At 36.3% G+C, this 24,896-nt stretch carries 35 protein-coding genes; 12 read left to right on the top strand and 23 right to left on the bottom strand.

The window, feature by feature from the left end:
• Positions 1–2: 2 nt before the first annotated feature.
• The 3 genes from pepQ to ACTDJC_RS02785 are packed head-to-tail and all read right to left on the bottom strand — an operon-like array spanning position 3 to position 2,046.
• Positions 3–1,064 carry a Xaa-Pro dipeptidase gene (gene pepQ, locus ACTDJC_RS02795; RefSeq protein ID WP_098307661.1) on the bottom strand — a complete coding sequence of 354 codons (1,062 nt, stop codon included), beginning with the start codon at positions 1,062–1,064 and terminating at the stop codon, positions 3–5.
• Between the two features lie 3 nt (positions 1,065–1,067).
• Positions 1,068–1,508 carry a type II 3-dehydroquinate dehydratase gene (gene aroQ, locus ACTDJC_RS02790; protein ID WP_098307663.1) on the bottom strand — a complete coding sequence of 147 codons (441 nt, stop codon included), beginning with the start codon at positions 1,506–1,508 and terminating at the stop codon, positions 1,068–1,070.
• 52 nt (positions 1,509–1,560) lie between these two features.
• Positions 1,561–2,046, bottom strand: coding sequence for a YqhR family membrane protein (locus tag ACTDJC_RS02785; RefSeq protein ID WP_440602601.1), 486 nt, complete (start codon positions 2,044–2,046; stop codon positions 1,561–1,563).
• A 239-nt stretch (positions 2,047–2,285) separates the two neighbouring features.
• On the opposite strand from ACTDJC_RS02785, the gene ACTDJC_RS02780 reads away from it, so the two are divergent.
• A complete protein-coding gene (locus tag ACTDJC_RS02780) occupies positions 2,286–3,209 on the top strand; it encodes a DUF1385 domain-containing protein (protein ID WP_098307667.1) in 924 nt (307 codons plus the stop codon).
• A gap of 81 nt (positions 3,210–3,290) precedes the next feature.
• Positions 3,291–3,695 carry an SA1362 family protein gene (locus tag ACTDJC_RS02775; protein ID WP_098307669.1) on the top strand — a complete coding sequence of 135 codons (405 nt, stop codon included), beginning with the start codon at positions 3,291–3,293 and terminating at the stop codon, positions 3,693–3,695.
• Positions 3,696–3,711: 16 nt separating this feature from the next.
• Here ACTDJC_RS02775 and ACTDJC_RS02770 read toward each other — a convergent pair whose 3' ends face one another.
• The gene (locus tag ACTDJC_RS02770; RefSeq protein ID WP_098307671.1) at positions 3,712–4,368 is read right to left on the bottom strand and encodes an HAD family hydrolase; all 657 of its coding nucleotides are present in this window, start codon (positions 4,366–4,368) and stop codon (positions 3,712–3,714) included.
• 105 nt (positions 4,369–4,473) lie between these two features.
• Positions 4,474–4,902: a transcriptional regulator MntR gene (mntR, locus tag ACTDJC_RS02765; protein WP_098307673.1), complete on the bottom strand. Its 429-nt coding sequence runs from the start codon at positions 4,900–4,902 to the stop codon at positions 4,474–4,476.
• Positions 4,903–5,699: 797 nt separating this feature from the next.
• Here mntR and ACTDJC_RS02760 point away from each other — a divergent pair.
• Positions 5,700–6,542, top strand: coding sequence for a hypothetical protein (locus ACTDJC_RS02760; RefSeq protein ID WP_429708677.1), 843 nt, complete (start codon positions 5,700–5,702; stop codon positions 6,540–6,542).
• Between the two features lie 28 nt (positions 6,543–6,570).
• Here the strand turns inward: ACTDJC_RS02760 and ACTDJC_RS02755 are convergent, their stop codons facing one another.
• The gene (locus ACTDJC_RS02755; RefSeq protein ID WP_098307678.1) at positions 6,571–7,407 is read right to left on the bottom strand and encodes a lipoate--protein ligase family protein; all 837 of its coding nucleotides are present in this window, start codon (positions 7,405–7,407) and stop codon (positions 6,571–6,573) included.
• A gap of 168 nt (positions 7,408–7,575) precedes the next feature.
• Here ACTDJC_RS02755 and ACTDJC_RS02750 point away from each other — a divergent pair, with 168 nt between their 5' ends.
• Positions 7,576–7,965, top strand: a complete 390-nt coding sequence (locus ACTDJC_RS02750; protein WP_098307680.1) for a rhodanese-like domain-containing protein — start codon at positions 7,576–7,578, stop codon at positions 7,963–7,965.
• Positions 7,966–8,000: 35 nt separating this feature from the next.
• On the opposite strand, the gene ACTDJC_RS02745 is transcribed toward ACTDJC_RS02750, so the two are convergent.
• Entirely contained in the window at positions 8,001–8,585 is a 585-nt protein-coding gene (locus ACTDJC_RS02745; RefSeq protein WP_440602776.1) for a DNA polymerase III subunit delta, read from the bottom strand.
• A gap of 265 nt (positions 8,586–8,850) precedes the next feature.
• Between ACTDJC_RS02745 and ACTDJC_RS02740 the strand changes: the two genes are divergently transcribed.
• The 5 genes from ACTDJC_RS02740 to ACTDJC_RS02720 all read left to right on the top strand — a co-directional run bounded on the left by ACTDJC_RS02740 (position 8,851) and on the right by ACTDJC_RS02720 (position 11,504).
• Positions 8,851–9,828 (top strand): LacI family DNA-binding transcriptional regulator, encoded by a 978-nt coding sequence (locus ACTDJC_RS02740; protein ID WP_440602600.1) that lies wholly within the window; start codon positions 8,851–8,853, stop codon positions 9,826–9,828.
• 105 nt (positions 9,829–9,933) lie between these two features.
• Positions 9,934–10,515 carry a TetR/AcrR family transcriptional regulator gene (locus ACTDJC_RS02735; RefSeq protein WP_253630396.1) on the top strand — a complete coding sequence of 194 codons (582 nt, stop codon included), beginning with the start codon at positions 9,934–9,936 and terminating at the stop codon, positions 10,513–10,515.
• Between the two features lie 68 nt (positions 10,516–10,583).
• A complete protein-coding gene (locus ACTDJC_RS02730; protein WP_253630397.1) occupies positions 10,584–10,916 on the top strand; it encodes a DMT family transporter in 333 nt (110 codons plus the stop codon).
• Positions 10,917–10,918: 2 nt separating this feature from the next.
• The gene (locus ACTDJC_RS02725; protein ID WP_098307688.1) at positions 10,919–11,233 is read left to right on the top strand and encodes a DMT family transporter; all 315 of its coding nucleotides are present in this window, start codon (positions 10,919–10,921) and stop codon (positions 11,231–11,233) included.
• 13 nt (positions 11,234–11,246) lie between these two features.
• Entirely contained in the window at positions 11,247–11,504 is a 258-nt protein-coding gene (locus tag ACTDJC_RS02720; protein ID WP_440602599.1) for a DUF3975 family protein, read from the top strand.
• 258 nt (positions 11,505–11,762) lie between these two features.
• On the opposite strand, the gene ACTDJC_RS02715 is transcribed toward ACTDJC_RS02720, so the two are convergent.
• From ACTDJC_RS02715 to gcvT, 5 genes are all read right to left on the bottom strand, one after another.
• The gene (locus ACTDJC_RS02715) at positions 11,763–11,954 is read right to left on the bottom strand and encodes a hypothetical protein (RefSeq protein WP_098307694.1); all 192 of its coding nucleotides are present in this window, start codon (positions 11,952–11,954) and stop codon (positions 11,763–11,765) included.
• A 59-nt stretch (positions 11,955–12,013) separates the two neighbouring features.
• Entirely contained in the window at positions 12,014–12,238 is a 225-nt protein-coding gene (locus tag ACTDJC_RS02710; protein WP_098307696.1) for a DUF3929 family protein, read from the bottom strand.
• Positions 12,239–12,509: 271 nt separating this feature from the next.
• Positions 12,510–13,985 (bottom strand): aminomethyl-transferring glycine dehydrogenase subunit 2, encoded by a 1,476-nt coding sequence (gene gcvPB / locus ACTDJC_RS02705; RefSeq protein WP_440602598.1) that lies wholly within the window; start codon positions 13,983–13,985, stop codon positions 12,510–12,512.
• Positions 13,982–15,325 (bottom strand): aminomethyl-transferring glycine dehydrogenase subunit GcvPA, encoded by a 1,344-nt coding sequence (gcvPA, locus tag ACTDJC_RS02700; protein ID WP_440602597.1) that lies wholly within the window; start codon positions 15,323–15,325, stop codon positions 13,982–13,984. The genes gcvPB and gcvPA overlap by 4 nt, the downstream gene beginning before the upstream one ends.
• A gap of 20 nt (positions 15,326–15,345) precedes the next feature.
• Entirely contained in the window at positions 15,346–16,446 is a 1,101-nt protein-coding gene (gene gcvT, locus ACTDJC_RS02695; RefSeq protein WP_440602596.1) for a glycine cleavage system aminomethyltransferase GcvT, read from the bottom strand.
• A 260-nt stretch (positions 16,447–16,706) separates the two neighbouring features.
• On the opposite strand from gcvT, the gene ACTDJC_RS02690 reads away from it, so the two are divergent.
• Entirely contained in the window at positions 16,707–18,389 is a 1,683-nt protein-coding gene (locus ACTDJC_RS02690) for a DEAD/DEAH box helicase (protein WP_440602595.1), read from the top strand.
• A complete protein-coding gene (locus ACTDJC_RS02685; protein WP_440602594.1) occupies positions 18,376–19,170 on the top strand; it encodes a YqhG family protein in 795 nt (264 codons plus the stop codon). Before ACTDJC_RS02690 ends, ACTDJC_RS02685 begins: the two co-directional genes overlap by 14 nt.
• A gap of 176 nt (positions 19,171–19,346) precedes the next feature.
• Here ACTDJC_RS02685 and ACTDJC_RS02680 read toward each other — a convergent pair whose 3' ends face one another.
• The 4 genes from ACTDJC_RS02680 to ACTDJC_RS02665 all read right to left on the bottom strand — a co-directional run bounded on the left by ACTDJC_RS02680 (position 19,347) and on the right by ACTDJC_RS02665 (position 21,120).
• Positions 19,347–19,541 carry a hypothetical protein gene (locus ACTDJC_RS02680; protein WP_141524989.1) on the bottom strand — a complete coding sequence of 65 codons (195 nt, stop codon included), beginning with the start codon at positions 19,539–19,541 and terminating at the stop codon, positions 19,347–19,349.
• 44 nt (positions 19,542–19,585) lie between these two features.
• Positions 19,586–19,807: a hypothetical protein gene (locus tag ACTDJC_RS02675; RefSeq protein ID WP_098307708.1), complete on the bottom strand. Its 222-nt coding sequence runs from the start codon at positions 19,805–19,807 to the stop codon at positions 19,586–19,588.
• 305 nt (positions 19,808–20,112) lie between these two features.
• Complete coding sequence (locus ACTDJC_RS02670; RefSeq protein ID WP_440602593.1) at positions 20,113–20,556, bottom strand: TlpA disulfide reductase family protein; 444 nt, start codon at positions 20,554–20,556, stop codon at positions 20,113–20,115.
• A 21-nt stretch (positions 20,557–20,577) separates the two neighbouring features.
• Positions 20,578–21,120 (bottom strand): peroxiredoxin, encoded by a 543-nt coding sequence (locus tag ACTDJC_RS02665; protein WP_440602592.1) that lies wholly within the window; start codon positions 21,118–21,120, stop codon positions 20,578–20,580.
• Positions 21,121–21,719: 599 nt separating this feature from the next.
• On the opposite strand from ACTDJC_RS02665, the gene ACTDJC_RS02660 reads away from it, so the two are divergent.
• Positions 21,720–21,845 carry a hypothetical protein gene (locus ACTDJC_RS02660; protein ID WP_440602591.1) on the top strand — a complete coding sequence of 42 codons (126 nt, stop codon included), beginning with the start codon at positions 21,720–21,722 and terminating at the stop codon, positions 21,843–21,845.
• A 460-nt stretch (positions 21,846–22,305) separates the two neighbouring features.
• On the opposite strand, the gene ACTDJC_RS02655 is transcribed toward ACTDJC_RS02660, so the two are convergent.
• The 7 genes from ACTDJC_RS02655 to comGC are packed head-to-tail and all read right to left on the bottom strand — an operon-like array spanning position 22,306 to position 24,892.
• On the bottom strand, positions 22,306–22,506 hold the full coding sequence (locus ACTDJC_RS02655; protein ID WP_098307716.1) for a YqzE family protein: 201 nt from the start codon (positions 22,504–22,506) through the stop codon (positions 22,306–22,308).
• 36 nt (positions 22,507–22,542) lie between these two features.
• Positions 22,543–23,040 (bottom strand): shikimate kinase, encoded by a 498-nt coding sequence (locus tag ACTDJC_RS02650; protein ID WP_440602590.1) that lies wholly within the window; start codon positions 23,038–23,040, stop codon positions 22,543–22,545.
• A gap of 1 nt (position 23,041) precedes the next feature.
• Positions 23,042–23,419 carry a competence type IV pilus minor pilin ComGG gene (comGG, locus tag ACTDJC_RS02645; RefSeq protein ID WP_440602589.1) on the bottom strand — a complete coding sequence of 126 codons (378 nt, stop codon included), beginning with the start codon at positions 23,417–23,419 and terminating at the stop codon, positions 23,042–23,044.
• Positions 23,416–23,862: a competence type IV pilus minor pilin ComGF gene (gene comGF / locus ACTDJC_RS02640; protein ID WP_440602775.1), complete on the bottom strand. Its 447-nt coding sequence runs from the start codon at positions 23,860–23,862 to the stop codon at positions 23,416–23,418. Before comGF ends, comGG begins: the two co-directional genes overlap by 4 nt.
• Positions 23,849–24,166, bottom strand: coding sequence for a competence type IV pilus minor pilin ComGE (comGE, locus tag ACTDJC_RS02635; protein ID WP_440602588.1), 318 nt, complete (start codon positions 24,164–24,166; stop codon positions 23,849–23,851). The genes comGF and comGE overlap by 14 nt, the downstream gene beginning before the upstream one ends.
• Entirely contained in the window at positions 24,156–24,590 is a 435-nt protein-coding gene (comGD, locus tag ACTDJC_RS02630) for a competence type IV pilus minor pilin ComGD (RefSeq protein WP_098307726.1), read from the bottom strand. The genes comGE and comGD overlap by 11 nt, the downstream gene beginning before the upstream one ends.
• Positions 24,587–24,892, bottom strand: a complete 306-nt coding sequence (gene comGC, locus ACTDJC_RS02625) for a competence type IV pilus major pilin ComGC (protein ID WP_440602587.1) — start codon at positions 24,890–24,892, stop codon at positions 24,587–24,589. The genes comGD and comGC overlap by 4 nt, the downstream gene beginning before the upstream one ends.
• Between the last annotated feature and the right edge of the window lie 4 nt (positions 24,893–24,896).

Genomic DNA, 24,896 nt, shown 5'->3' with positions numbered 1-24,896 from the left:
TATTACAAAATAATAAGTTCTTTCGGAGATTTAGTTAACACTTCATTACCTTCAGCTGTTACTATAATATCATCCTCAATGCGAACTCCGCCTACATTTGGAATATAAATTCCAGGTTCTACAGTCACAATCATTCCTGGCTCAAGTACCGTTTCAGAGCGGAATGCCAAACTTGGTCCCTCATGAATTTCCAGACCAATTCCATGACCTGTAGAATGCCCAAAATACTCACCGTATCCTTTTTCAGTTATGTAGTCACGCGTTAACGCATCAGCTTCACGGCCAGTTAAACCAGCTTTAATGCCGTTTACACCGCGTAGCTGCGCTTCTAATACGATATTATAAATTTCCTTTAATTTGTCGGACGGCTCACCTACTGCAATTGTACGAGTAATATCAGAGCAATATCCTTTATAGTAAGCACCGAAGTCTAATGTAACAAAATCTCCATTTTCTATCAATTTTTCAGATGCCACGCCGTGCGGCAATGCTGAACGAAGTCCCGAAGCAACGATAATATCAAACGAAGAAGAAGTTGCTCCTTGCTTTCTCATGAAAAATTCAAGTTCATTTGACACTTCAATCTCAGATACTCCCGGGCGAATAAATGATAGAATATGTTCAAAGGCAGCATCTGCAATCTGTGCAGCTTCCTTTAATATCTTAATCTCTGAATCAGTCTTAATCAAGCGTAACTTTTCCACAATACCAGAAGTTGCAACAAATTCTGCATCAACTTCTTCTTTATATGCCGTATAAGAGCTGTATGTAAGAGTATCTTGCTCAAAACCAAGCTTTTGGATTCCTAAGTCTTTTACTTGTTTTGCAACTTCTTCAAGAATCGCACCTGTATGCTGCACGATCTCATAGCCCACCGTTTGTTTTTGCGCTTGTTCAACATAGCGAAAATCTGTAATAAACAAAGCGCGTTCATTTGAAATTAATACAACTCCTGCCGTTCCTGTAAAGTTTGTCATATATCTACGGCTATGTTGATTCGTTAATAGAATGCCATCAATACCAGCTTCTCCAAATGCACTTCTTAATTTTGTAAGTTTCTCCATTGATTATGCCTCCCCGATTTTCTCCAATAATGCAAGTAACGCTAAGTGATAGCCGTACAAACCAAATCCCACAATTTGTCCTGCTGTGACCGGCGCCGTAACAGATACATGACGAAACGATTCGCGCTGATGAATATTTGAAATATGCACTTCAACAACAGGAATCGAAACGCTCGCAATCGCATCACGAATTGCATAGCTATAATGCGTAAATGCTCCTGGATTTAGAATAATTCCTTTATATGTACCCTCAGCCTCATGAATGATATCAATAATGGCACCTTCATGATTGGATTGGAAACACTCTAGCTCCACTCCCAAACTTTCTGCTTGTTGTTTCATATCTGTTTCTAGCGATGCTAATGTTCCCGTACCATATACATTAACCTCTCTCACACCGAGGCGGTTTAAATTAGGCCCGTTAACGAGGAGCAATTTATTCATATACCTAACTCCTTAATAAAAAAAATGTCTATATAACATTTTACCATACCTCTCACTTATTTGAATAGTTTGTCTTTTCCCCATTCCCTATACCCTTTTCGTTATTCACCTCAAACGAAACAGAATATGCAATAAAAACACCATATAAAATAAAAATACATGCTGTCGTTATAATTGTTGTCCTAGGCATTTCTAACGCACTTCTTATGACAGGTGCAACAGATCCAATTACAAAAAATAATATTCCCCACCATATAAGACCGTATATAATGCCTGGAATCACACCTTCAAACTTACTCAAAGTTACCTTATATACAAACGCCACAACAATTGAAAGAATCCCCATACACACAATTGCCGTTACGTTTCCCCATACACCTTCTTTCCAATTTCCAAGCGCAAACGGGAGCAACAAATAGTTTGGACCCGCATCAGTAAAAGAAAAAATATGGAGAAAGTACCAAACAGCTCCCCAAAACAAACCTCCAAACACACCAATTTGGGCTATTTTTTTCGTGACAGATTGTTCTTGTTTCACATCCACACCTCCGCCTACTAGTATGTCCGAAACTTGTTTAAAGCATGTTTAAATACTGCAGAATTTGTCTATAAAAAGAATAGGAAATGTCTGACTAACCTGCTGATTTTCCTTGTCAGAAGTACACTTTTGTCGATAAAATAAAGGAAACTGTAGTGTTGTCATGCAATATAATGACAACACCTAGAGTCGCTACCTCTTTTCTGATAAGAGAGAAACAAATACAGGTTGGTGTTGACATGACAGAGAAGACAAAACAAATCTACGGCGGTCAAGCAGTAGTAGAAGGAGTTATGTTTGGCGGTAGAGAATATACTGTTACAGCGATTCGTCGCAAAGATAAATCTATCGAATTTTATCGATTACCTCGTGCCCGTAATAAAGTGTTATCAATGTTTAAAAAGATTCCATTTTTACGCGGCATCGCGGCAATTATTGATGCAAGTGCAAACGGGGCAAAGCATTTAAACTTCGCTTCAGAACGCTTTGATGTACATCCTGCAGATGATGAACAATTCGTACCCAAAAAAGAAGAACAATCGAAGCTAACGATGATACTTAGCGTTGCAGCAGTCGGGGTCTTATCCTTTATCTTCGGAAAAGTGATTTTCACTGCGGTTCCTGCACTTTTAGCAGAACTGACAAGACCCGTTTTCCCATCTCATACTGGGCAAATCATTGTCGAAAGTATCATTAAGCTTGTATTATTACTCAGCTACATTTACTTTGTTTCATTGACTCCACTTATTAAACGTGTATTTCAATATCACGGGGCGGAACATAAAGTAATTAATGCTTATGAGAATAATCTTCCATTGACAGTAGAAAACGTACAAAAACAAACTCGTCTCCATTATCGGTGCGGTAGTAGCTTCATTTTATTTACTGTTATTATTGGGATGTTTGTATATTTTCTCGTTCCAACAGATCCTCTTTGGGTTCGTCTTATAAATCGTATTTTGCTCATTCCTGTAGTGCTTGGTATTTCATTTGAAGTACTGCAATTTACAAACAGCTTACGAAGCGTTCCAGTACTCCGCGCATTAGGATATCCCGGTCTATGGCTTCAGCTGTTAACAACGAAAGAACCAACAGATGATCAAGTTGAAGTAGCAATTGCATCTTTTGAAGAACTATTGCGTCTAGAAAAGAGACAGCAATAACTTTTTCATATTATTATTCAACTCCTTCGCCTTTCGTTAATAAACTAATTAAAATATCTTTCTTTTTAGGAGGTGTTCCTTATGAAGGCTCGCTCATTTATGTTCGCTCTATTTGTTGTAATTGTTGGGTTAGCAGTATTTAGCCTTGTATCATTCACAATTGAAAATCCAATGGGAGTTGTAAAAAACATTGCAATAGCGCTCATTGTTTTCGGTGTCTTTTATTTACTTTATAAGATGCTTACGAGTTCAAGCGGTTCAGCTAATAACTCACAATCTTCCTACAAACGTGCTGCGAAACAATCGAACCGAAAATATGGAAAACAAAATGTAACACCCCTAAGTAAAAATTTGTTAAAGAAAAATGCTTCCGATGCTAAAGGAAAAAAAGGAAATACTTCCTTCCTAAAACGAAAACGAAAGCAATCTCACTTAACAGTTATTGAAGGAAAAAAAGGCAAAAAGAAAGACCGCGCTTCCTTTTAGAGAAGCGTGGTCTTTTTTACTTTTGCTTAATAAATTCAATAACCTCTGCTAAATTCTTATCTTTCATAGAGTTTAAACGTAAATGATGCGTTTCAAAAGACAAGGATTTCGTCACTTCATTTGGCACAATTACACATTTTAACCCGGCTGCAACTGCAGCCCTTGCTCCATTCACGGAATCTTCAAAAGCAATGACTTCAGAAGGATGTACACCAAGTTCATTAACAGCACTCACGTATAGTGCTGGGTCCGGTTTTACTTGTAATACATCTTCTTTCGTTTTAATAACCTCAAAATATTTTTGTAATCCCAATTCCTTCAAAAAATTCGTCACCCATTTCCTTGAGGAACTAGAGGCCAAACCAATTTTCAAATTGAGTTTCTTTGCTTCTTCTAAATACTCGTTTACCCCTTCACGAGACACAGGTAATTTCATTTTTTCACGATGCAATATTTCTACTTTTTCTTCTATATGCTCTTTATTCCATTTTTCTTTTAACTCACCTTGCAAAAATGTATGTAAGACTTCATCTGTCGTTCCAATACATTTTGCAAACTCTTCAAGTGGCAATTCTCCTCCGTATTCACGTACAATTTCCTGATATGCTGCAAACCATGCCGTTTCTGTATCTACAATGAGTCCATCAAAGTCAAACACAATCGCTTTCAACATATCTTCCCCCTATGTGTGTAATCAGCATATATATTCTACGCTGTGCACCAATCTCCCTTTTTTACAAACAAAAAAGGAAACTGATCCTCAGTTCCCTCTCGTCTCTTACTGCGCCTGTTCTTCATTTGCCTTTTGAACACCACGAAGCTTCTCAACGCGAAGCTCATCTTGCTCAAAGTACTGCACTAAATCGCCAATACGATCGATAGCTTCCCAGCTTAAATGATGTTCAATTCCTTCTACATCATTATAAATCTTACTTTCATCTACACCGATAATACGCATAAACTGCTCTAGCAATTCATGACGATAAACAAGGCGCTTACCAATCTTTTTCCCTTTTGTTGTTAATACAAGCCCTCTATATTTTTCATAAATTAGATATTCATCTTTATCAAGTTTTTGTACCATTTTTGTTACAGAGGATGGATGTACATTAAGCGCTTCGGCAATATCAGATACACGGGCATATCCCTTTTCTTCAATTAACAAATAAATTTGTTCGATATAATCTTCCATACTAGGAGTAGGCATCGGTTTCCTCCATCCAATTCATTTTATATATTCCGCACTAAGCAATCAATAAAATGATACAACAGAAAGGATATCGTGACAAGAGTGGAAACAGGCCTATTTTCCCAATACACAAAAGAACCCACATACATAACGTAGGTTCTATCATGGAAAATATTGCATTTCAGTATTTGGAAAATATTTATCGAAAAATGGGCAAGAAAACCCCATCTTCAAAACGCGCAGAGCATAGCCCAGTTTAAGGTGGGGTTTTCTTCATCTCCCACTGATGGAAAGCTCTCACCAATCGGGCTTTTACGGGCAGTTATCCCCCACCTATCTTCCTCGCTTCTCTCTCAAACTTGCGGTGGGGGTCTTACTGCCCGCGAATAGCGGGATAAATGGTTCCAGAGTAATCTTCACCTTCTTTTCTTAGTATGAGCGAAAGACTAGATGAAAACTCGGTTCAAACTTTTCCACTTTCACTCATCTGTATTCTTAAATATTCACTTTTTAAAAAGAGTATCTATCCTATCACTTAACGATATGGCAAGGTGTCGTATTAGCCCTTTTCTTCTACATTTTATATAAATTTTTATTTAAAGCCTCAAGGTTTTAACAGCTCTGTTCTGGGCTGTTTTTCGCTTGTATAAATTTACAAAAAGAAAAATAACATAAACAAAAAAGAAAAATACAAAATAATTAAAGTAAATTGTTGACGTGATGCTTTTATTATCGGTATCATATTTCTTCGTGAGCAATTATTTTTCGTTATACGATTTTTTTATTATTACTGAATTTTTGAGAGGGGAAATTTGATGTCACTTAAGAAGAAAACGCAAGTACGCACCGGCAAAATGGTACGTGAACTAATGTTAGCAGACGAAGATGTAAATGCTTCGCTAATTATGGTATATAGTGAAAACGGTGTAAACGCAGAAATTAAAATCGAGGGCTTAACGCCAAAATGTAACGAAGAATTATTTTTGAGCGGAAACGTAGATTGGAACAAGAGCGTTATTTATAAAATTGTCGATTTTACTGGCAATGCTGAAGTTGGTAAAGTGACATTAAGCGCAATGAACAAAAACAATGTTTCACTGCAGATCGAACGCGTCATGTGGAGTAAAGGAACAAAAGAAGAAACGGCAGAACTAGAAGACAATACACTATCAGTTGTCGAAACTCCAAACAAAAAGACAGCAGTTGAAACTTCAAAAGAAGTGACACCTGTAACAAAACCAGTTGTAAATGTTGCACCTACTCCAACATCAATTCCAAAGCCAGCGCGTCCAGAACCAGTAGTCAAAGCTGCACCAACGCCTGTACAAAAAGAAGTAACTGTACCAACTACAGTACAAAAAGAAGTAACTGTGTCAACTCCAGTACAACCAGTAGTTCCAGTTAAACAACCTGTAACGAATCAACCAAACTCTGAATTACAAGAAAAATATGTTCGTCTTGTAAAACAAGCTGTGGATGTATGTCAGGATTACGAACTTGGTATGGATGTAGACGATTCTATCGAAAATTTAAAAGATGAATTACAAAAACAAGGAATATCGGTAGCATTTGATGCAGAAATTATGGATGTTGTAAACCGTTTACGATCACTAAAGCAAAAGGGCATTAAAGTAGAAAAAGTATTGAACTTATTATAAAAAATAAGGAGATGGATCACCCATCTCCTTATTTTTTATAATTCCATTCGTCACTTTCATATTTTTCTTTTGCTAATGTTTCAACTTCATGCAGTTGTTCTTCTGTTAACTGATACGGAACAAGTTCAACATTTAACCCTTTCTCGAATCCAATCTGAAATGCATCGATAAGTTGTTTAATTGTAAATGTACGATCTGTTAATTCATTAATTGCGATTGCTTTTGAAGAGAACATTTTTTTCATACGTTCTTTCACACGTTCATTTGGAAACAGAAACAAATCATACAGCGTATCTAAGTCAATTTCTAACGGAATTGAGCCGTGCTGTAAAATAACTCCCTTTTGACGCGTTTGTGCACTTCCAGCAATTTTGCGCCCTTCTACAACGATCTCATACCATGACGGAGCATCAAAACAAACTGCTGAACGCGGATTTTTCAAATTATCGCGCTCCTCCGCTGTTTTTGGTACTGCAAAATATGCTTCTAAACCTAGTTCTTTAAATCCATCCAACAAACCTTGTGAAATGACGCGATATGCTTCCGTCACTGTTTTAGGCATGCTTGGATGATCTTCAGATACAATTACACTATAGGTTAATTCATTATCATGAAGAACGCCTCGGCCACCCGTTTGACGGCGTACAAAGCCAAAACCATTTCTATTCACTGCATCCATATCAATTTCTTTTGAAGCACGTTGGAAATATCCCACTGTTAACGTCGGAACTTCCCACTCATAAAAACGAATTGTTGGTGGCATTTTCTTTTCACTTTGCCAATTTAATAAACATTCATCTAACGCCATATTAAACGCCGGAGAGCATTCACCAGAATTTATATAACACCATTTTTCCTTTTCCATCCCACACCTCATATAACTAATTTTTCTCACATTCTCTAGTCTATCAAATTCGACAAAATTTGTGAAAGAATACGAAATTTCTTCTAATACAAAATGAACTTGTTGCATAAATACATATGGGCATTATAATATTGAAAGTAGGATAAGAAAAAAGGGAGCGATACAATCGTGTCAACAAATGTCATTATTTTACTAGCCATAACCGTAGGATTCATCGGCTACTCTGTATGGATGTATTTCTATCAGAAAAAATTAGTTAAAACACTTCCAGAAGAAGAATTTCGCGCTGGATATCGTAAAGCACAACTTATCGATGTTCGTGAGGCGGACGAATATAATGCTGGTCATATTTTAGGAGCGCGCAATATCCCGATTTCACAAATACGTCTTCGTTACAAAGAACTTCGTACTGATCAACCGATTTATATGTATTGCCAAAACGGTTTCCGAACAGGCCGCGCAGCACAGTTTTTAAAGAAGCACGGTTACAAAGAATTTTATCAATTGCAAGGCGGCTTTAAAACTTGGTCTGGTAAGGTGAAAAAGAAAAATTCATAATAAATAGCTAGCTTGTCTGTCACAAGCTAGCTATTTCATTCCATTTTACTAGCGATATACATTAAATTTTTCTTTACATCTTCACTATCTTGATCCCGAACATTTCGGTAAAGCAACTGGTATTCCACTTCCTTCTCTTTCCAAGTGAGCGTTGCAATATCTTCTCCATCCATTTCTCCGTCACTACTTTTAAAATAAGCTGTTATACCATTTTCAAGCTTTACTTCCTCTTGAAAATGATTTTGTTCTACAATAAAAGGAAAATTATACGAAAAGTTGGCAACTGTTAATTCAATATAATCTTTCATGCTTTTTTCACGTCGTTCATATTTAATACCAAGAGCAATGCGCTTATCTCCCATTTTTCGAACTACTGCTTTTGGGTTATCTTTTGACTCATACGGTAAATATGATGGTGTTTGAAACGAAAACGGGAGAACGTTTTTTACAGCTTGTACCGATACTGGATCAGACATCATATCTTCACTTGCCTCTAAACTTGCTGCAAAATTTTTTTCCTCGATCATCGTTTGTTGAAAAGAACATGCAGTTAGCACCATACTAGAAAACACGAAACATAGCATCCGTTTTTTCAATGTGTATCCGCCCTTTCTCAACATTCTCTTTTCTATCAAGATACAATTGAAGCTTTCGTATGTTATGTTCATATTCTCTGTTTCTTCCTGTTCCACCTCTTAAAACTTTCCTCGTTTATCTCACACAATTTGACAAAAATACCTTCCCTATTCTCACGCCAAGTATGATTGTTACGCGAATAGAAGAAGCATTATTAACAAAATAGAGTATGAAAAGCTTTTCATGTCAAGTGTTTCACCTCTATTTTCCTTATCCTTTTCCTGTATAATGAAAATAGAGGTGAAACATATGGTAAATATAAAACAAATTGCGAAAACGGCCGGAGTCTCTATTACGACTGTTTCACGCGTCTTAAATGAACATCCATATGTCAGTGCAGAAAAAAGAAAACGCGTCCTAGACGCTGTTGAAGAATTGAATTATGCCAAAAATGTAAATGCAGTTCATCTTCTAAAAGGAAAAACATATACGATTGGTGTTATGCTTCCTTTTATTAATCTGCCGTACTTTAGTACAATTATTGAAGGAATTGGAAACAAGGCGCTTGAAGCAGGATATCGCATTAATCTTTGTCAAACAAACTACGATAGCATTGAGGAAATACGTGTCCTCGAAATGATGAAGATGAAACAATTTGATGGAATGATTATTTGTTCCCGAGCAAGCTCATGGGATGCAATTGAACCTTATGCAAAGTTCGCTCCTATCATTTCGTGTGAAAAACTGCTACATCCTCTTATATCTTCTGTGTTTGTCAATCATTATGACGGCTTCCGTATTGGGACAGAATATTTATTACAAAACGGACACGAACACATTGGATTTTGTTTAGCACGCGAAAAAAGTGTGAGTACAAAACAGCGCGAGCAAGCATTCTTTGATGCGCTTCGTACAGTTGGAAAACGCGCACAGACAGACTGGCTATTTTATCATTGTTACAACATTCAGGACGGCGCAAACGTAATCAAAAATATACTAACTATGAAAAATCGCCCCACCGCTCTTTTCGCTGCAAGCGACCAAGTGGCTGCTGGCTTATTAACAGAAGCGAAAAAACAAGGATTGCGAGTCCCAGAAGATTTAGCAATTCTTGGATTTGACAATCATCCCATTTCTGAGGCACTAGAAATAACCACCATTGAACATCCTGGACTAGCAATGGGGAACCGTGCTTTTTCACTATTTTATGAACAAGTACAACATGAGAAAATTATAGGGACTTCTGAAGAATTACCATTTCGTTTAATTGAACGAGGAACCGTGTAAAGCTCCTATTATTAGAGCTTTACACGGTTCAATTTTGTATACTTGTCCTTCTTGACTATATATTTTTTTTATCTTATACTTTAACTAACGAACGGTAGGTAGGGGATGAACATGACAGCAAACCGCATAAAATCTGTAGCACTTTCACACTTTGCACGCTATGGCTATGAAGGAACTTCACTAGCAAACATTGCACAAGATGTTGGTATTAAGAAGCCGTCCATATACGCACATTTTAAAGGAAAAGAAGAGCTATATTTTATTTGCTTAGAAGAAGCCTTACAAAAGGATCTACAATTCTTTAAACAGTATGTTACGAATCCAGAAAATGCACCGTTTGGAGACTTTTTATTCCGCCTTCTTAAAGATTACGGTCATCGCTTTCAAGAGGGCATTGAAACAATGTTTTGGCTTCGCACTTCATTTTTTCCACCCGATGCCTTTCGCGAGCAAATTGTAGAAAAAGCAAATGCATACATTGAAAACATCGGGCAGCTTCTAGTACCTATATTTGAACACGCAAAAGAAAAAAAAGAACTTTGTAACATTGAAGTAGCAGAAGCTGTTGCAGCTTATTTGTGTTTAATTGACGGATTAATGGTTGAATTTTTATTTGCTGGAGTACAACCCTTTGAAAATCGATTACACGCATCTTGGAAAGTGTTTTGGCGCGGATTATCAAAATGACGTATTGCATACGCAATACGTCATTTTCCGGCCCCAAACCTAACGACTGGTAGGAAGGAGAATGAATGATGGAATGGATTTATGTTATTTTAGCAGGAATCATTGAAATTATTTGGGTAATTGGTTTAAAGCATGCAACAACACCGCTAGAATGGATCGGTGTAGCGCTAGCAATCGCTTTTAGCTTTTTCCTTTTATTTAAAGCTTATGCAAAACTCCCTGTAGGGACTGTGTATGCTGTTTTCACAGGAATCGGAGCTGGAGGTATTGTGCTAACAGAAATTTTTGTTTTTGGCGAACCATTTTCGATTGTAAAAATCTTTTTTATCGGTTTAATTTTTGTTGGTGTTATTGGTTTAAAACGAGTAACAGGTGAACAAGTAGAGAAGGAGGCTGCATAAACATGGCATGGTTATTTTTAATTATTGCTGGTATATGTGAGATTACTGGTGTTATCTTTATGAAGATAGCCACTGAAAAAAAAGGTTGGATGCCAAAACTCATTTTAGCTGCAAACTTCGGTGTAAGCTTCCTTTTCCTGTCTCTCGCAATGGATACACTGCCAATGGGAACGGCTTACGCAATCTGGACGGGAATCGGAACTGCAGGAAGCGCACTGCTTGGTATTATCATTTTCCGCGAATCTGCTGATTGGCGCCGCCTTGCTTTCTTAAGCTGCATCTTATGCGGTGCGGTTGGTTTAAAACTCATGAGTTAATGAGGTGAATGCTGTGTGGAAAAAAAGAGGAAAACAAATTATGACAGGAATCTTACTTGCAATTGCACTCTTATTACAATCTATATTCCATATTGCAGAATGGTTATTTCATAAAACATTTTCAATCATCTCTTTTATTCCAAACATGGCTCTTGAAGTAACTTCCGTTGCTTGGTCGATTATCGCTTCAATTGGAATTATCATCATTTGGATTATCGCGAAACTTTGGAATAAATTCTTTTTAAAAGACAGTTCTTCTGGCAAGAAGTAACTGTCTTTTTTCATATAATTCCCTCCTTTGCACATACTACCAAAAAAGGAGCTGATTATATGCAAACTTCTGTACATAAACATATTTTGCTACTATTTTTTGTCTTTATTGTATGTGTTGTATTTTTTAGTTTCGTACTACATACGTATAATGTGCCTGCTTATTCACCAAGTATGGTGTCAGTTTATAAATTTGTTATACATAATTTGTTGCATTAAAAAAAGACCAACATTTCCCTGTTGGTCTTTCATATATGTATCACTTCTCAAAGCGATTTAACATCTCATCTCTCATCCCAAAGCTGACAACAGCAATCCCGACATACATAAAAATAAGAACTGCTGGATGTACTGTATTGTACCAGTGGCTATCAATAATTAAATATACCGTTAATACTGTAACAAGTAAAAAAGCAACAATAAACATGTAAAAGTGTCTTTGACTACCCATAACGAACTCCTCTCTAAATTACTCATTTATTGTAACGAATTCTCCCCTATGACTCAAGACTAACTTTCCTGTAAATGGTCTAACTCAACTTTCACAATATCATGACAAGCGATTGGAATGAGTGTTCCTTTACTATCGATTGCGGTTACACTTTTATTATCTAATACGTGATGTTTCACTCTCTCTAACATTTTTTCTGTATCTTGGTAATAAAATTCTTTAATATCCTTAATCATCTCACCATTTTCTAAATGGTACACCATCCTATAACGCTTATAGCCCATCTTTTTCATCCCCTTGTTCATTTCTTCACATATGTATGAAAAATTGACATTTTTGCTTCTCATTTACTTTAATTTCATTAAAATTCTAACAAAAATACACAATTTTATCAAAGGGACTTTTTCAACAAAAATGTTGAGAAAGTATGACAATTCCACAATCTTACATAAAACCTGCAATTTTATAACATCTTTTTTAGGTAATAATACTTTATTCGGCAATATACAAAAAGAACTCGCATATAGCGAGTTCTTTTTGTATATTAATTGATAATTAAACTTGTACCACAGCTGGTTTTTGATAACGTAAAATCGGCTTACGCGCTGCCATTGTTTCATCAAGGCGCTTAATTACTGTTGTATGCGGCGCTTCTTGAACTACTTCTGGGTTTTCTTCTGCCTCTTTTGCGATTTGAATCATTGTATCAATAAATCCATCTAATGTTTCTTTTGACTCTGTTTCTGTCGGCTCAATCATGATACATTCTTCCACATTTAATGGGAAGTAAATTGTTGGCGGATGGTAGCCGAAATCAAGCAGACGTTTTGCAATATCAAGTGTACGTACGCCAAGTTTCTTTTGACGACGACCAGATAAAACAAATTCATGCTTACAATGTCTATCGAATGGAAGATCATAGAATGGAGCTAATCTTCTCATCATATAGTTAGCATTTAATACTGCATATTCTGTTACTGCACGAAGTCCGTCTGGGCCCATAGAACGAATATACGTATACGCACGAACATTAATGCCAAAGTTACCATAGAATGGTTTTACGCGTCCAATTGCTTGTGGACGATCGTAATTAAAGTGGTAACCACTTTCTGTTTTCTCTAAAATTGGTTTTGGTAAAAACGGAATTAAATCTGCTTTTACACCTACTGGACCAGAACCTGGGCCACCGCCGCCATGCGGACCTGTAAATGTTTTATGAAGGTTTAAATGTACAACGTCAAATCCCATATCTCCTGGGCGCGCTTGACTTAATACTGCATTTAAGTTTGCACCATCATAGTACAATTTACCACCTGCATCATGAACGATTTGTGCCATTTCTAAAATGTTCTCTTCAAATAAACCAAGTGTATTTGGATTTGTTAACATAAGCGCTGCTGTTTCTTCGTTCACAACACGTTTTAAATCTTCTAAGTCAACAAGACCATTTTCATTTGATTTTACCGTAATTGTTTCAAATCCTGCTACTGTTGCAGATGCTGGGTTTGTTCCATGTGCAGAGTCAGGAACAATAACTTTTGTACGGTTATAGTCACCGTTTGCTTCATGGTATGCACGGATTAACATTAATCCTGTCCATTCACCATGCGCACCAGCTGCTGGTTGAAGTGTAACAGTATCCATACCTGTAATTTCAATTAAATGTTCTTGTAAGTCATACATTAATTCCATTGCACCTTGCACTGTTTTTTCATCTTGAAGTGGATGAATGTGTGCAAAGCCTGGGAAACGTGCCACGTTTTCATTGATCTTTGGATTGTACTTCATTGTACAAGATCCTAATGGATAGAACCCAGAATCAACACCATGGTTACGATTTGAAAGAGCTGTGTAATGGCGCATAATATCAAGTTCAGATACTTCTGGAAGCTCTGCATCTTCAGTACGAATATAATCGCTCTCAAACACATCTTCTAATTTTACTTCTTCTACATCTAATTGGGGTAAGCTATATCCTACGCGTCCTTCTCTACTCATTTCAAAAATAAGTGCTTGGTCTTGATTCTTCATTGGATAGCCCCCATTTCGTTTACAAGTGTGTCAATTTCTTCTTTTGTGCGAAGCTCTGTTACAGCTAGAAGCATATGATTCGCAAGCTCTGCATAGTCACGGCCAAGGTCGTAACCACCGATAATATTTTTTTGTAATAATGCATCGTTTACTTCTTGTACTGGACGTTTGCAATCTACAACAAATTCATTGAAGAACGGTCCAGCAAATGTTACTGTGAATCCTTTTGCTTCAAGTTGACGTTTTGCGTATTGTGCTTTAGAAACATTTTGACGTGCCATTTCCTTCACACCTTGTTTTCCAAGTGCTGTCATTGCAACAGAAGCTGCTAATGCGTTTAACGCTTGGTTTGAACAAATATTAGATGTCGCTTTATCACGGCGAATATGTTGCTCACGTGCCTGCAGCGTTAATACGAAACCGCGTTGTCCTTCAGAATCCACTGTTTGTCCAACAAGGCGTCCTGGAATTTTACGCATAAACGCTTTTGTTGTTGCAAAATAACCGCAGTGAGGGCCACCAAACTGTGTTGGAATACCAAATGGTTGTGCATCGCCTACAACAACATCCGCTCCAAATTTACCAGGTGATGTTAACGCTCCTAATGCTAATGGGTTAGAAGAAACGATAAATAATGATTTTTGCTGATGAACGATTTTCTCAATATCAGCTAGTTTCTCTACTTGTCCGAAGAAGTTTGGATATTGAACGATTACGCAAGCTACTGTATCATCTACTTTGCTTTGTAATTCGTTTAAGTCTGTTATGCCATCTTTATAATCAATTTCAACAACCTGAAGATGTTGACCTTTTGCATATGTTTCAAGAACTGCTCTTGATTCTGGATGAACTGCTTTAGAAACAAGAATTTTCTTTTTACGAGTATGACCTGCTGCTAGCATCGCCGCTTCTGCTAACGCTGTACCTCCGTCATACATAGAAGAGTTTGCTACATCCATTCCCGTTAATTCACAAATCATTGTTTGGAATTCAAAGATTGCCTGTAATTCCCCTTGTGAAATTTCCGGTTGGTATGGTGTATAAGCTGTATAAAATTCTGAACGAGAAAGAACATGATCAACAATTACTGGTGCATAATGATCATATACACCTGCTCCTAGGAAGGAAGCATAGTCTTTTAAATTTGCGTTTTTACGAGCAAGCTCAGACAGTTCTTTTAAAAGTTCTGGTTCTGATTTTGCTTGTTTGATATTTAAATCCCCTTGAAAACGAACGCTTGTTGGAATATCAGAAAATAATTCATCAATCGATTGTACACCAATCGTTTGTAACATTTCTTTTTTGTCTTCTTCTGTCATTGGAAGATAACGATGCAACATGAAATCTACCCCTCTCCCCGTTACTTTGAACGTTTGTAAAATGGTGTTGGAACGACAACTGCTTTGACGCGTTTGTTACGAATTTCAATTTCGACTTCTGTATCAATTGCTGCGTATTTTACATCAATTAGCGCTAAACCGATGCTTTTCTTTAACGTTGGAGATTGTGTACCACTTGTAACTTCCCCGATTTTTTCATCGCCTACATATACTGGGTAATGAGTACGCGGGATACCACGCTCAATTACTTCGATGCCGACTAATTTACGAGGTGCACCGTTTTCTTTTTGTTCCTTTAAAGTTTCTTTTCCAAAGAAATCTACTTCTTTGTTTGGTTTTACTGCAAAGCCAATTCCAGCTTCGATTGGTGTAATATCTTTTGATAACTCTTGACCATAAAGCGGAAGTGTTGCTTCAAAGCGAAGTGTATCACGCGCTCCTAAGCCACATGGTTTTAAGCCGTCTTCTGCTCCTGCTTCAAGAAGTTTCTCCCAAAGTTTTGCAGCATCTTCGCTCTTACAGTAAATTTCAAAGCCATCTTCACCTGTGTAACCTGTACGAGATACAAGCGCTTCTACACCATCTACAAGAACATTATCTTTAAATTTAAAGAACTTAATTTCTTTCAAATCTTCTGACACAACTTTTTGTAAAATGTCTTCTGCTTTTGGTCCTTGAATTGCAAGTTGTGCAATTTCACTAGAAACGTTGACTACTTGCACATCACCGTTTACATGAGACGCTAACCATTCGTAATCTTTTTCAATGTTTGATGCATTGATTACTAATAAATAGTCTTCTTCCCCACGTTTGTAGATTAATAAATCATCTACTGTACCGCCATCTTCGTAACACATTGCCGTATATTGTGCTCCGCCTACCTTTAAGATAGAAACGTCGTTTGTAACTATACGTTGTAAAAATGCTAAACTATCTGCACCTTTTACTTCTACTTCTCCCATGTGAGACACATCAAAAAGACCTGCTGCTGTGCGAACAGCCTCGTGTTCTTCTTTAATGCTCGAAAATTGAACTGGCAATTCCCAACCACCAAAATCAATTGTCTTCCCACCATACTTCGCGTATACATCAAATAGCGGTGTACGTTGTAATGTAATCATGTTCTCTCCCCCTTACGCTGTCTATGACAAATCAATAAAAGTTGGCTTCCCATATCTAAACATTTTCAATTCTGAAAAGATGGGATATACGGAATCTCACTCTATTTTTTTATGAAAGCGCAAATAAAAAAGTACTTTCTTGGATAAAATACGAAAGATTCCACACATTTCACACCATTATCCTAACATTTTTCGAGTCGTTTCATCAATATTCTAGCTAAAAAAATAATTTAGAATTTATAGAAGGTGAGATTTTATCCATGAATGTCGAAATTTCAATAGATCGTTCTTGGCAAGAAAACTTCTTAAAACGAATAGAAGAAGATGGTCCGTGGACAAATTGGGAACTATTTCATCTAGCATATCAAACAGAGAAGTCTCTTCTCATTCCAACATTTGACGGGCTACAAGCACCCAAGCATTTACCTAATTTCACGCCGCTTCCACATCAGTTAGAAGTAGCACAAACAGTCATTGAACAAATGAACGGAAAAGCAATCTTAGCAGATGAGGTTGGTCTTGGAAAGACAATTGAAGCTGGGCTTATTTTAAAAGAATATATGGTGCGCGGACTTGTGAAAAAAGTACTTATTCTTGTACCTGCTTCACTCGTTTCACAATGGGCATATGAATTGAATACGAAATTTTTCATTCCAGCTGTCCCACAAAGAAAAAGTTACTCCTGGGAGCAAGCTGATGTTATCGTTTCTTCCATCGATACAGCAAAGCGCTCTCCACACCGTGATATTGTTTTAAATTTAGAATACGACCTCATTATTATCGATGAAGCACATAAACTAAAAAACAACAAAACGAAAAACTATGAATTTGCGCAACTATTAAAGAAAAAGTTTTGTTTATTACTTACAGCAACACCTGTTCAAAATCGCATTGATGAAATCTTTAATCTTGTCTCATTATTAAAACCTGGCCATCTCGGCAATCAATCCAACTTCGAAGAATATTATGCTTCTAAAAATCGCAGCGCTGAAACAGATGAACATTTAAAAGAACTCATCAATAAAGTAATGGTACGGAATCGCCGGCATGACACCGGCATTGAATGGCCAAAACGACATGTTCATACGCTCTTTGTAGATTTCAATGAACAAGAGAAAGCCTTATACGATGCGATTGAAGGGTGGAAAAGGCAAGATGCATTTACTTCTGCATTTTCTGCTTTAACATTAAAGCGTGAGGCATGCAGCAGCCGAGAAGCTGTTTATTTCTCACTTAAAAAGCATGTAGAAAAACGGCAAAAAGAAGATGAACACTATACACTAGATCCATACATAGATGTGTTAATAGAAAAAATTAATTGTATTTCTTCCAATTCAAAAGCAAATAAAACATTAGAAATCATTAAAGAAATTAATGATAAAGTTGTAATCTTTACAGAATATCGTGCTTCTCAGATGTATTTACAATGGTTTTTAAAGCAGCATGGTATCTCGTCTGTACCATTTCGCGGCGGATTTAAACGTGGTAAAAAAGATTGGATGAAAGAATTATTTCAAAACCATGCACAAGTATTAATTGCGACAGAAGCAGGTGGTGAAGGGATTAATTTACAGTTTTGTAATTATATGATTAACTATGACCTTCCTTGGAATCCGATGCGACTTGAACAAAGAATCGGACGTATTCATCGTCTTGGACAAAAACATGATGTTCATATTTATAATTTGGCAACGAAACATACAGTAGAAGAACATATTTTAAAATTGCTGTATGAAAAAATTAACTTATTTGAACGTGTCATTGGCGATTTAGATGAAATTTTGACAAGAATTAATATGAAAAATATCGATGCGCACATTCAAGATATTTTTGCACATTCCAAAAGTGAAGGAGAAATCCGAATAAAAATGGAAAACTTGACGTCCATTATTGAATTTGCAAAACGAAATGAAACTGAGGTGCGTGGTTATGCAGCAACATGAAATTCATAATTATTTAAGTTGTTTTTTCGAGGCAAATAGCTGTGAAATTTTACAGCGTTTTCCGCATTTACTAGACGTACAATTAACAATTGATATGGACAAGCTGCTGATGAACCGTCCATTTTACTGGCATTATCTTGAGAAAACCGGCGGCACACCAAATCCGATGCAACTTACATTCATTACCGACCCAAAACATGAGGAGAAAGAAGGCGAGCTCATTCACTATGGTTCTCCGCGCTTACATCAAATTTTCCAGGCTACAAAGGAATTAGGTGCTTACATCCGCTTATTTGAAGATGTTCATTCTAATGGGCACGCAAGCACTCCGCTTCATCCTTGGCTTGGCGTCAATATAAAAGTCTCCTATCAATGTGATCGAAAAAAAGATATGCTATATTCCGTCGGTATCCATCTTATTTCTGGTACGATGATTACAAACTTTCATGAGGCATTAGCAACACTTCGTCTAACACCAAAAATCCCTGATTTTTGTTTTACATTAACACCTATTATTAAACCGCAAAGCGGGTTATCTAGAATTGAAGAAGCAATGAAAAATGTCATTGGGACAGACGATCACACATGGGCTGAAGAAGCAAAAGTGCGTTGGAATCACGATTTACAGCTATTAAATCGCTTTTACGAGGAAAGTGATGAATTACCAGAAAGCTACGCGATAGAAAAACAAGCATTGCAAGAACAATATGAACCGCGAATTACCATGCAAATTATAAACGGCGGACTCTTTTATGTCACAGCAAATCATTTTCTGACATAAAAAAAGCACCTTCTAGAAGGTGCTTTTTTTATCCCGCACTAAGGGGCAGTAAGACCTTCACCTCAAGATTCAGAGAAAGCGAAGAAGATAGGTGAGGGATAACTGCTCCTAAGAGCCCAATTGATTCAACTAACCATCAGCGGGGGATGAAGCCCCCTACTGATGAAAGTTTCACTTTATATTTTCCCATTATATTTTCGACCATCGTTATGTTCTTGTTGTTGAATTTTTGTCATTCGCTTTTGATATTCTCTCTGTTTTGCACTCACATGATTTGCATCTGTTTCTTTATTCTTCTTTGACCCGCCTGCTCCGTTACTCATTTTGTTCACCCCACTCGCATATACTTCACCATTAGTTTTAGCAATCATAATTTTCCTTATGCAAAAAAGTAAGGAGAGGCATTGGCCTCTCCTTACACATATTTTTGAAACATATCATGCAGCCCTTGATTCACAAGAAAAGAAATCTGCTCATCAGACTTATGAGGATAACGATCACGTAGTCGAATTGATGCCTTTATAATTAAATTTTCTAATACAGAACGCCCACCTTTTCCATAAATCGTTTCCGCATATTCTACCAACTTTCCGTCCTCAACTCTTGCAGGGTTTTGATCAAAGAAAAATTTACTCATTTATACCACCTCTTTTTGATAACGTTTACATTTATATAGATTCAATATGTTATTTATTTCACAATTAATGTATGCACGTATTAATGATTAGTTTCATTATAAAACAACATTGCCACAATATTAATGTGTAATTTAGACAAATTTGTGAACAACCCCAAAAAATGAAAGCGTTTTAATTATTATATAACAAAAATGATTACCCTGCTAGAGGTAATCATTTTTTGTTTCTTATTCTCGCTTACTTTACAAACAGGAAACAGAAACCATACACAATCAATTATCAATGAAACAAAAGATATTTGTTTCTATTCTTCGTTTAATACACGCTCAAGACGTTTACGAAGCATTGGCATCCCACTGCCACCTGCTTGGAAATGACGCAGTTTACCTTCTTTATCAAATACGTAATACGCAGGGACATATTTATTTTCAAATGCCTCTGTAATTACATGCTTGCTATCCACTAAAATCGGTTGAATGATATCATGACTTTCTGCCATTTTTTCAATCACCGCTAAATCTAAATCATCTTCTGAACGAGGCATATGAACTGCAACAACATTTAAACGATCATCGTACTCATCACGTAATTCATTTACTTCTGGCATTGCTTCTTTACATAGATAACAACTTACTGACCAAAAATGAATAAGCGTTGGTTTATCACCAATTAACTCTTCACGTGTGATTGTATCGTTTAACATTTGTGTTGCGCCTTCTAATGATGGCATTTGCTCGCGTAATTTCATAACTTTAATTCCCCCTTTAAATTATAACGTTTCTTGCCCTGGTTTCCAGTTCGCTGGACAAAGTCCACCTGTTTGTAGTGCTTGTAGAACACGTAATACTTCGTCTACTTCACGTCCGATATTGTTGTGATGTACAACTTGATACATTAATTCACCCTCTGGATTTATAATGAATAATCCACGAAGTGCAATACCTTCTTCTTCTAATAACACACCATAGTCACTTGATACAGTGTGATTTGTATCCGCTGCTAATGGATAGCGTAAATCACCTAATCCATTTTTCGTACGATCTGTGTTAATCCAAGCTAAATGTGTGTGCACTGTATCTGTAGAAACACCGATTACCTCTGCGTCTAAATCTTCAAATTCGTCATAACGATCAGAAAGGGCAATGATTTCAGTTGGACAAACGAAAGTGAAATCCATTGGATAGAAATATAGCACTGTCCATTTATCATTTTTCATATTTTCTTCTAAACTAACTTTTTTAAATTCTTTATTTGGCATCACAGCATTCATCTCAAAACGCGGTGCTTGTTTTCCTACTAAACGTTTTATCATATCCCTATTCTTCCTCCTAAAAACTAATTAATATTTATTTCTACTTTATAATGATTACAATTAATATTATATATGTTATTAAATTAAAGTCAACATTAAATTAAAATTATTTTAATTTGAGTTTTTTTCTCAATTAAAAAAGTTGTAATGTTCAGAATTTTATTCGTGGAATCCAAGCCAAGGAGGACTTTGATAAAACAAAACTATATGGCTTTATATGATTTCTAAGTTTGGAGTAGATGGATACGGAAAAATGAAAGCAATTATAACAAGAATTTGCTGGTTCGTTTCGATAGGCATCAGAGCTGGGTTTCCTTTAGGTTGGTTATAAAATTAAGCAAGTGACAGAAGCAGAAATTTAACTTATAAAGTGAAACTTCCATCAGTGGGGATTTTTTTATTGGTTTAAAATAGAGTGTTTCTTTTTCTTTGGCTCTGTTAAAGAAAATCAAATAGCATAACCAACAAAAAAGAAAGCAAACTAAAATCGTGGATGCCAATAACGAAAAATATCACTCCAATATCTTTATATAGTTTAATTTATAATATTTGGCATCCTTGAAGGAATAACTAAATCAAACTACAAGGGCGGTGAAGAAATGGCTAAAAACAAGAATAACCAATTTAAAAATAATAAAAATACTCAGCCAAAAGCAGATGTAGAATTTTCAAGAGAAAATGGACTTGAAAAAATAGCATTAAGAGCCCAAAAAAATCCAAAATAAGTAAACAATATGTGACAGTTAACCTGTCCCTCAAAATTAACCTGATGCTTTTAGGGATACTAACAGTAGAACGTCATAAGATGGTCTTTTTATTTTAGGTAAATACATGGAACTAACGGGTGCATTAATTAAGTGAGAAACAAACAAAAGGAGCAAAATTAGCGGGATAAAGTGAAACTTCCATCAGTAGGGGGTTTTCTTCATCCCCACTGATAGTTAGTTGAACCAATTGGGCTTTTACGGGCAGTTATCCCCCACCTATCTTCTTTGCTTCTCTCTGCATCTTGAGGTGGGGGTCTTGCTGCCCGTTAATGCGGGATAAACAAGTAGCTCCACTGTTTACAAACAGTGGAGCTACTTGTTTAGGTTATATTGTCGAATAGATGACGAGTACAACTCGCCGTAGAAATTGTACTATGACATACAATTCTTTTCTAGTTGTAAATTATTCCAAAAATCATTAACTTGATTTCTCTCGCTTTTTCTTCACTTGTCGGTAAAATAATGCAGCACTTAACGGCAGCATACCAAACCAACGATTTAAAAATGGTTCTCTCTCTTCACGGCGCTGTTGCCGCTTTTGTTTTCGGTCAGCTTTTGGAGCATCCATATATGATACGAATTGTTGTGTCATATATCTTATATAATCATTTGTAGACATATCTCTCACCCCTACTAAATTAGTATGTCCACTTTTTTATTCCTTAATCTGCGCTTGAATTTCTTGCACAATTGTTTCAATACTTTTATTTGTCGTGTCTATCTTCAGTACTGCTTCTTCATAATAGGCTTGACGCTTTTCAAATTTCTCTATAAATGATGGTATGTTTTCTTTTTGAAATAATGGTCTTGTTGTATCTCCGGCAATTCGCTCTGCGATTACATATGGATCACAGTACAAATAAATTACAGTGCCATGTTCTTTCATCCATTGTCGATTCTCAGCTTTTTCGACTATTCCCCCTCCTGTTGTAATAATACAATCCTTTGTCGGCAGTAATTGCAGCACTTCACTTTCATACTTTCGAAAGACATCCTCCCCTTCTTCAGAAAAGATATCTCGAATGATTTTCTTTGTCTTTTCTTCAATGCGTTGATCTGTGTCAATGACCGGGATATGAAGCACACAGCTTAATGCTTTACCGATTGTCGTTTTCCCAGCTCCCATAAAACCTGTAATATATAATGCCCTCATACTATAACCTCTCCTCTTGCCAATTCGTAATCGCTTCGTTATTTGTATTATAACGAAAGCTCACTTTATATGTGAGCTTTCGTTTCGTTATACACTGTAAAGTAATAAAAGCATCCCCATCTACTATTGTGTAATCTCCCTTCGCTTCCCCTTTTTCATACGTATAAAAAAATGCCCTTTTTTCCATTCCGGTTTTTAATTCTTGTTTTACTTCTGCAATAGCTTGATCCGTTATTTCTTCTAATATAAATAATTCTTCTGCTTCTGCATAAAACTTTTGATCTGATAAGAATATATTTGTCTCATATACAAAGAAAGACATGAGCAACAATATGAGAATAATCGTTCCTGGCATTGTAAATCCACTTTCAGATCTCATCTATTCACCTCAATAGCAGAATAACGAGTAACAACACCATCATATACCTTACCACTTATATCCTGCACGCGTATTATCAATGTATGCGCTGTTAATTCATAAGAAATATTCTCTACTTTTTGCAAAAGAACTTCATGTCCCGTCCCATTTACTTTTCGAACAACATTATTTCCAGACATAACATACGTAACACGTTCTCCTGTCTTTGTTTTCAAAAATAATTTTCCGTCGCCATTATTTCCTTCCTCTACTTCTCGAAACTCAATTTGTACTTGCTCTAAAAAAATATTCCATTCCCAATTCGTAACTTGTTTAGAGTAAGGAGTTTCTATAAATAATACGTGAAGACGAGGTAGAAGAAGAAAGAATACCGATAACAATAGAAAGCACATCATAACTTCTAACAACGTAAATCCCTTTTCTTTTTTGCTATTTTTTAACATAGCGACACCGTTCAATTTCTCGTCGTTTAATATCTTGCCATCGTACACATACCTTTTCATCCTGCCATCGAATTCTATACGTCACATTCTCATATTGTTTTTCTATTACTGGTGAAATTACATGATGATACATATATGTGGCCGCTGCTTCTTTTAAGAATAGCTGTGCGTTGTACCGAAGTTGAATATTTTTTCGTTCTTGCATAATGAGAAGCGTTTGCGGAAGCAAGAGTGAGACCGTCATCATTAGTAAACTAAGGGACACTAGGATCTCCAGCATAACAGAACCTTTTTCACACTTCATAATACGTAAATCTTCCTCTCCCAAGCTGAAATACGATATAATACGTTTTCGTTTTATAAGAAACAATAATTGTGCCGCCTCTATTAATATTTCCATCAGCACCGTAAGTCATTGGATTTGGAAACGTATTTAGGTTCACCTGTATGTCAGATGAATAGTAACGAACAAGAACAGGATCTGTTTCTCCTGAAGATGTAACGCTATACTTTCCCTGATTAGGAAACCATCGTAACGTATGACGATTACGATGGCTTATCGCTGCTTGCTGCATAAAAAGGATGTCTTGAGAAAATTGATTCATAAACTGAGCAATTTTTTGTTTTTCATATATTGAGGATAGATTAAAGTATGTTACAACACTTAATATAGAGATAGCACTTAATACGATGAGCATTTCTAATAACGTAAAGCCATTTTTCTTCACGATTTCCCTGCAACTGTAACTTCCCCATCTGTCACATTAATTGTAATACTCTCACCTTTTGGACAAGTTTTAGATGTAATATATTTACCATCGTATAACTCGTCTACTGTTGGGATTTTATTATATTCTAATTGATACGCTTGTACTTGCGCTTCAACAGACTTTACAAAGGCGTCGCATCCCTTTCCTTGTACAGAAGAGCGCTGTTTTACCACATTTGGAATAATAAGAAGCAGCAAAACAGAAATCACAAGCATAACAAGCAACATTTCTAACAGCGTAAAACCTTTTTCATTTTTCACAGAA

Source organism: Bacillus sp. GB_SG_008, from assembly GCF_052038115.1.
GTDB lineage: Bacteria > Bacillota > Bacilli > Bacillales > Bacillaceae_G > Bacillus_A > Bacillus_A rhizoplanae.
The sequence above is the reverse complement of the archived record's forward strand: the minus strand, read 5'-3'. Positions and strand labels throughout refer to the sequence as shown.

Coding starts and splice junctions, on each gene's coding strand:
- ACTDJC_RS02665 (WP_440602592.1), bottom strand. CDS start 21,120: ATGATAAAACGTTTAGTAGGAAAACAAGCACCGCGTTTTGAGATGAAT.
- mntR (WP_098307673.1), bottom strand. CDS start 4,902: ATGCCTACTCCTAGTATGGAAGATTATATCGAACAAATTTATTTGTTA.
- comGE (WP_440602588.1), bottom strand. CDS start 24,166: ATGAAGTGTGAAAAAGGTTCTGTTATGCTGGAGATCCTAGTGTCCCTT.
- ACTDJC_RS02730 (WP_253630397.1), top strand. CDS start 10,584: ATGGAATGGATTTATGTTATTTTAGCAGGAATCATTGAAATTATTTGG.
- ACTDJC_RS02740 (WP_440602600.1), top strand. CDS start 8,851: ATGGTAAATATAAAACAAATTGCGAAAACGGCCGGAGTCTCTATTACG.
- ACTDJC_RS02725 (WP_098307688.1), top strand. CDS start 10,919: ATGGCATGGTTATTTTTAATTATTGCTGGTATATGTGAGATTACTGGT.
- aroQ (WP_098307663.1), bottom strand. CDS start 1,508: ATGAATAAATTGCTCCTCGTTAACGGGCCTAATTTAAACCGCCTCGGT.
- ACTDJC_RS02670 (WP_440602593.1), bottom strand. CDS start 20,556: ATGAAATTACGCGAGCAAATGCCATCATTAGAAGGCGCAACACAAATG.
- ACTDJC_RS02680 (WP_141524989.1), bottom strand. CDS start 19,541: ATGATTGCTAAAACTAATGGTGAAGTATATGCGAGTGGGGTGAACAAA.
- ACTDJC_RS02690 (WP_440602595.1), top strand. CDS start 16,707: ATGAATGTCGAAATTTCAATAGATCGTTCTTGGCAAGAAAACTTCTTA.
- ACTDJC_RS02685 (WP_440602594.1), top strand. CDS start 18,376: ATGCAGCAACATGAAATTCATAATTATTTAAGTTGTTTTTTCGAGGCA.
- ACTDJC_RS02660 (WP_440602591.1), top strand. CDS start 21,720: ATGGCTAAAAACAAGAATAACCAATTTAAAAATAATAAAAATACTCAG.
- gcvPB (WP_440602598.1), bottom strand. CDS start 13,985: ATGAAGAATCAAGACCAAGCACTTATTTTTGAAATGAGTAGAGAAGGA.
- ACTDJC_RS02745 (WP_440602776.1), bottom strand. CDS start 8,585: ATGTTGAGAAAGGGCGGATACACATTGAAAAAACGGATGCTATGTTTC.
- ACTDJC_RS02655 (WP_098307716.1), bottom strand. CDS start 22,506: ATGTCTACAAATGATTATATAAGATATATGACACAACAATTCGTATCA.
- gcvT (WP_440602596.1), bottom strand. CDS start 16,446: ATGATTACATTACAACGTACACCGCTATTTGATGTATACGCGAAGTAT.
- comGG (WP_440602589.1), bottom strand. CDS start 23,419: ATGAGATCTGAAAGTGGATTTACAATGCCAGGAACGATTATTCTCATA.
- ACTDJC_RS02710 (WP_098307696.1), bottom strand. CDS start 12,238: ATGGGCTATAAGCGTTATAGGATGGTGTACCATTTAGAAAATGGTGAG.
- ACTDJC_RS02755 (WP_098307678.1), bottom strand. CDS start 7,407: ATGGAAAAGGAAAAATGGTGTTATATAAATTCTGGTGAATGCTCTCCG.
- ACTDJC_RS02770 (WP_098307671.1), bottom strand. CDS start 4,368: ATGTTGAAAGCGATTGTGTTTGACTTTGATGGACTCATTGTAGATACA.
- ACTDJC_RS02650 (WP_440602590.1), bottom strand. CDS start 23,040: ATGAGGGCATTATATATTACAGGTTTTATGGGAGCTGGGAAAACGACA.
- ACTDJC_RS02775 (WP_098307669.1), top strand. CDS start 3,291: ATGAAGGCTCGCTCATTTATGTTCGCTCTATTTGTTGTAATTGTTGGG.
- gcvPA (WP_440602597.1), bottom strand. CDS start 15,325: ATGTTGCATCGTTATCTTCCAATGACAGAAGAAGACAAAAAAGAAATG.
- ACTDJC_RS02760 (WP_429708677.1), top strand. CDS start 5,700: ATGTCACTTAAGAAGAAAACGCAAGTACGCACCGGCAAAATGGTACGT.
- pepQ (WP_098307661.1), bottom strand. CDS start 1,064: ATGGAGAAACTTACAAAATTAAGAAGTGCATTTGGAGAAGCTGGTATT.
- comGF (WP_440602775.1), bottom strand. CDS start 23,862: ATGTTAAAAAATAGCAAAAAAGAAAAGGGATTTACGTTGTTAGAAGTT.
- ACTDJC_RS02675 (WP_098307708.1), bottom strand. CDS start 19,807: ATGAGTAAATTTTTCTTTGATCAAAACCCTGCAAGAGTTGAGGACGGA.
- ACTDJC_RS02780 (WP_098307667.1), top strand. CDS start 2,286: ATGACAGAGAAGACAAAACAAATCTACGGCGGTCAAGCAGTAGTAGAA.
- ACTDJC_RS02715 (WP_098307694.1), bottom strand. CDS start 11,954: ATGGGTAGTCAAAGACACTTTTACATGTTTATTGTTGCTTTTTTACTT.
- ACTDJC_RS02735 (WP_253630396.1), top strand. CDS start 9,934: ATGAACATGACAGCAAACCGCATAAAATCTGTAGCACTTTCACACTTT.